The organism is Amaricoccus sp. (assembly GCF_017995835.1).
GTDB lineage: Bacteria > Pseudomonadota > Alphaproteobacteria > Rhodobacterales > Rhodobacteraceae > Amaricoccus.
Window position 1 is genome coordinate 1 of record NZ_JAGOID010000164.1, and the last position, 4,694, is coordinate 4,694.

At 69.4% G+C, this 4,694-nt stretch carries 6 protein-coding genes and 1 pseudogene; 2 read left to right on the forward strand and 5 right to left on the reverse strand.

Going from position 1 to position 4,694, the window contains the following annotated elements; translation table 11 throughout:
* The 5 genes from KBA23_RS15915 to KBA23_RS15935 all read right to left on the reverse strand — a co-directional run.
* A partial coding sequence (locus KBA23_RS15915; RefSeq protein WP_290742992.1) for a hypothetical protein occupies window positions 1–247 on the reverse strand: 247 nt, incomplete at its 3' end.
* Between the two features lie 121 nt (window positions 248–368).
* A complete protein-coding gene (locus KBA23_RS15920) occupies window positions 369–1,346 on the reverse strand; it encodes a hypothetical protein (protein ID WP_290742995.1) in 978 nt (325 codons plus the stop codon).
* Complete coding sequence (locus tag KBA23_RS15925) at window positions 1,343–1,927, reverse strand: hypothetical protein (RefSeq protein ID WP_290742998.1); 585 nt, start codon at window positions 1,925–1,927, stop codon at window positions 1,343–1,345. The genes KBA23_RS15920 and KBA23_RS15925 overlap by 4 nt, the downstream gene beginning before the upstream one ends.
* A complete protein-coding gene (locus tag KBA23_RS15930; RefSeq protein WP_290743002.1) occupies window positions 1,924–2,667 on the reverse strand; it encodes an RDD family protein in 744 nt (247 codons plus the stop codon). The genes KBA23_RS15925 and KBA23_RS15930 overlap by 4 nt, the downstream gene beginning before the upstream one ends.
* A gap of 156 nt (window positions 2,668–2,823) precedes the next feature.
* Window positions 2,824–3,813, reverse strand: coding sequence for a YafY family protein (locus KBA23_RS15935; protein WP_290743005.1), 990 nt, complete (start codon window positions 3,811–3,813; stop codon window positions 2,824–2,826).
* A gap of 101 nt (window positions 3,814–3,914) precedes the next feature.
* Here KBA23_RS15935 and KBA23_RS15940 point away from each other — a divergent pair, with 101 nt between their 5' ends.
* Complete coding sequence (locus KBA23_RS15940) at window positions 3,915–4,493, forward strand: hypothetical protein (RefSeq protein WP_290743008.1); 579 nt, start codon at window positions 3,915–3,917, stop codon at window positions 4,491–4,493.
* A gap of 13 nt (window positions 4,494–4,506) precedes the next feature.
* Window positions 4,507–4,694, forward strand: a pseudogene (locus KBA23_RS15945) (hypothetical protein); the annotation flags it as partial.

Consider the following 4,694-nt stretch of genomic DNA (forward strand, 5'->3'; position numbering starts at 1 on the left):
ATGGTGCCGGCGGAGCTGCCTCCGCAGGCCCGGGGGAGGATGCGGTCGCCGCGGGAACCGCGTGGCCGGAGTCGCGCCAGAGCGTGAGGACCTGGCCCAGAAGATAGAACGATGTCCAGGCCGCGAACAGGCCTGCCGCGACTCGCAAGCCTCGCGCCGCGGCGGTGCGGAAGGCGCCGGCGAAGCGGCGGCGCGGCGCGGCGACCTCGGCGGTTCGCGGAGAAGCGATGCACGCCGCGCAGACCATGCGCCCTTCGTGCTCCGTGACGCATTCGCGACAGAAGTGGCGGCGGCAGTCGGGGCAGCGGGCGGCGGCCTCACGGTCGGCATGGTTCCGACAGCGCTCGGCAGCGAGGTCTCTCATCGAGTCAGGTCGTCGAGCGCCGTCGGCGCAGAAGGTAGAGGCCCCAGAGGCCCAGACCGAGACAGATCGGGATGGTGATCGCCGCGAGCCACGAAACGACGATCGGTTCGGGTAACGCACCGGGCCGCAGGGTGCCGGCGGCGGCCGCCTTCATGGTCATGACGATGGAGGCGATCCAGCTGGCGACGAAAGCGGCGCAGACATAGACCAGCGCCGCGAGGGTCGCCCGCCGCAACTGCGCTTCGAGGCGTCGTCTTCGACCCTCGACAAGCGCGAAGATCGCGAGCAGGAGCTGGGCCAGGCCGAGCGCGATCGCAGCGGCGCCGAGGAGCTGCCCGGGCGCCCAGACCTGGCCCGCGGAAAGCACCGCGTCAACCAACAGAAGCACGAAGAGCGCGAAGTGCCGCCGCAGCGGGCGCCCGTCGGGCAGGGGAGGCGGTGCGGTTGCGGAGGATGGGAACCCAGTCACCTGCGGCGGGGGTTCGATCGGCGCTGCGGTGGTCGGTCCGGTCTCGCCGCGGAGCGCGATCTCCTGAAGCGACAAGGCGCCCTGCTCGGTTTCGACCAGGGTCGAAATCCGTGCCAGCGAACGTTCGGCCGGCCGGACCCGGGAGAGGGCGGAGAGGTGCGAGGATTCGATGGCGGTCCGCAGATGAACGGTACAGGAGGGGCCGCGGAGCGCGTGGACGAGCAGGCCGATCGCGAACGGGATTCCCAGGATGGCCCAGAAGAGCGTGCCCGGGCTGGTCCCCAGCGCGGCGGCGGCGAAGAGCGTCAGGCAGAGGCCGAGCAGAGCCAGCGACCAGTTCCGGCTGCGCGAAGTGCGACGGAGGATCACCGCCTGGATCTCGCGGAAGTAGAACCGGCGGTAGGTCTCGCTGTAGCCGCGCGACTGCACGTGGAGGAAGTGGTCGCTCCCCTGCCAGAGCGAGGTCCGCCCGAGGAGCCCCCAGGAACGCCCGGGGAGGCGCCGGTAGCTCACGGCTTTTTCACGCTGGACAACGCGAAGAAGAGGCCGACGATCAGCGCCGCCATGCCCAGAAGCTGGAGGCTGCCGAGAACGATCGCCACGACGAACCGCCAGCGCGAGCGCCCCAGCAGGCTGCCGGGAGATTTCCAGTGGCGTATCGCGAGGAAGATCGCGACCGGAGCGGTCACCAGCGTGACGTAGAAGATCAACATCGGCAGCACCGCCACCGCCAACGCGACGCGGTCCCACAGTGTGCGGTGGGTTTCCAGGCTGGGAGCGCCTTCGCGGCGCTTTCCCGACTCGAAGCAGGCCGGGCAATAAGAGTCTCCAGCGAACTCCACCGCGCAGAGGGAGCAGATGAATCGGCCACAGGCGTCGCAGGCGACGTCGGCTCGCTTGGCGGCGTGGAAGAAACAGGCCGCGTCGCTGTCCGAGGAGAGCGCTCGTCCCGGGTCGGCGGGCGCCGCTGCCTCCCACAGCGCCGGGAAGATCCGGAGCTCCAGCTTCGCGGCGCAGCTCGCGCACTCCCACTCGCGTGCCGCAAGGGCTGCGACGGGGAGCGGACTGCTGCAGCCGCTGCAGGCGAGGCTCAACTACGAATGACCCGGGTATCGCAGATGTGGTCGTGCAGAGCCCGCTTCTCGACGTCGAAAGCGGCGACGATGTATCCGATTCCCAGCGTGAAGCCGTTCAGCATGGTGGCGAAGTAGCGTCCGGTGGCGCGGCCGACCGTGAGTCGCGAGCCGTCGGCGCGCTCGACACGGAGTTTGAGGACCATCTTGCCCGGCGTCGCTCCCTTGCGAACGATGAAGTAGATCTCGTAGAACGCCTGGACCGCGAACATCAGGAGGTAGCTCAAGCAGGTGACGACGAAGAACTGCGGCGGCGGCGTCTCCTGGGGGCCCAGGTTCTTGAGGTTCATCGAAGAAAAGATCACCGGCATGGAGAGCAGCATGTTGACGGCGAACATCAGCAGGCCGTCGATCAGGCGCGCCGCGGCGCGAACCCAGAATCCGCCGAAGTTCTTCTGGCCGGCGATCGTGGCTCCCTCGCGCACGCGCTGCAGGAAGCTCGGCTTGCAGTCGGCACAGACCCAGCGCGGGCCGAACTGCACCATCTCCGACGGGAGAAACGGCCGCCCGCATTGCGAGCACGAGCCGACGTCGCCGGTGGCCGGGGCGGCGCCGAGGGAGGCATAGCTCTGCCAGTCGCTCAGGCCTTCATGCCAGACGAGGGTCTCTCCAGAAATCGTCTGCGCGGCGATCAGGCGCTCGAGCTCAGCATCGTCGATCGGGCCGACCCTGGCGCCTCGATCCAGATAGAACCACTGCATGCGAACCTCCAAGTGCTGCGGTTCGGGACCGGCTTCGGTGCGTTCCCCGGGCCGGCGACGAAAGTGCTGCTGGCGGACTGAATGTGTCCGGTCGTTTGTATCGCGAACCGGGCCGCCGGTTCAAGTTGGCCGGCGCTCGCCTCGCGCCTCCAACCTTCACAGAGAGGGGCGTTGGCGCGGTCGACGCGGCGGAGCCGCTGCTCGGCGCAGACGTTCGGAATGAGTGTGGATGGCCGCGCGCAAGGCGTCGGGCTGGCGCACCGCAAAGCCGAACGGCAGCCGCGCGAGCTCGCGGGCGAGCCAGGGGAGGTCGTCGGTCTGGGAGTGGAGGAGGACGCCGCCTTCGACTTCCTCGAGCGTGCCCAAGGTGGCGAAGATCTGCTTCTTCGCCGTCGCGAGGTCGGTGTGCAGGAGCACCTCGGCCTGGTGGGCGCGCGGCAGGGTGGCGATCGCGGTCGAGATCGCGGCGAGGGTGTCGAAGTTCGCCGGGCGCTCGAAGGTGCGCGTGGTGCGGGTGGTGGTCGCGATGCGGTCGACGCGGAAGGTGCGCGGGCCTTTCCTCAAGTGGCAGTGGCCGACGACGTACCAGCAGCCGCCGCGGAAGGCCAAGCCGTAGGGGTCGAGATCGCGTGCGGTGCGGCTCTTGTCGGCGGCTTCGTAGGTGACGTGCACCGTGCGCTGCGCCTGTGCCGCGGCGGAGAGCGTCGCGAGCACTTGGCTCTCCGCCGGCGGGCCGGAGGCCGGCAGATCGAGCTGCATCGTTTCGTCGGCGGCGCGCAGGCGGCGTTTGAGATCGGCCGGCATCACCCGCTCGAGCTTCGAACGGGCGCTGGCGAGTCCCGCTGAATGACCGCCGGGGTCACCCAGGCCGAGGGCGCTCGCCGCGTGCAGGCCGAGCGAGAGCGCCAGCGCCTCGTCGTCGGTAAACAGCATCGGCGGCAGCTTGAAGCCCGCTACCAGGGCGTAGCCGCCGCCGGCGCCGCGCTCGGCGGTCACCGGGATGCCCATCTCCTCGAGCGCCACGATGTAGCGCCGCACCGTGCGGCGGTCGACGCCCAGGCGGCGGGCGATCTCGGTGCCCGCGAGCTGCCCGTGCGCCTGCAGCAGCTCGAGGACGGCGAGAATCCGATTGGTCGGGGAGCCCACCCGGAAAGGGTATCAGCCAATAGGGCGGAAACTGTCCTCTACGCGCTCTAGCCTTTCTCCCGCGGGAATCGGTCCCGCGATCACGACGAAAGGGAGATCTCATGGACAACGTCGCTTCGAATCTCGAGCGCAGGACCCTTCTGCAGCTGGCCGCCGGTCTCGCGGTCGGCAGCGCCCTCGGTCTGGCCGGCGGAGCGCGGGCGGCGGCGGTGCCGCCGGCGGCCACCGGCAAGTCCGGCGACTTCGACTTCCTGACCGGCGAGTGGACGATCAAGCATCGGCAGTGGAAGAACAAGAAGTGGGATCTCTTCACCGGCGAGGCGACCGTCGTCGGCATCCTCGGCGGCATTGCGAGCATCGAAGAGCTGCGCATCCCGGAGCGCAACTTCAGCGGCATGGGCCTCCGGCTTCTCGATGTGAACCGCAAGCTCTGGGCCGATTTCTGGGTCAACAGCCAGAGCGGCGTGCTGGGTTCCGAGCCCGCCTGGGGGAGCTTCACCAACGGCGTCGGTACCTGGGACGGCGACGACGTCGACGGCAGCGGGAAGCCCCTCATCATCCGCGGCTGTTGGGACAAGATCACGCCCACCTCCTGCCGCTGGTATCAGGCCAGTTCGAAGGACGACGGCAAGAGCTGGCAGGAGAGCTGGGTGATGGACTGGACGCGCCGGAAGCAGTGAGCGGAGCGCGCCCATGACACCCGCTGCGCATCTCTGGGTCTACTTCGGCCTGGTCTTCGGCATCATTCTCCTGCCCGGTCTCGACATGGCCTGCGTGCTCGGCTGCACCCTCGGCGGCGGGCGGCGTGCGGGCCTCGCGTCGATCGCCGGCATCGTCACCGGGGCGGTCGCGCACGTCGTCATCGGCGGCCTGGGCGTCGC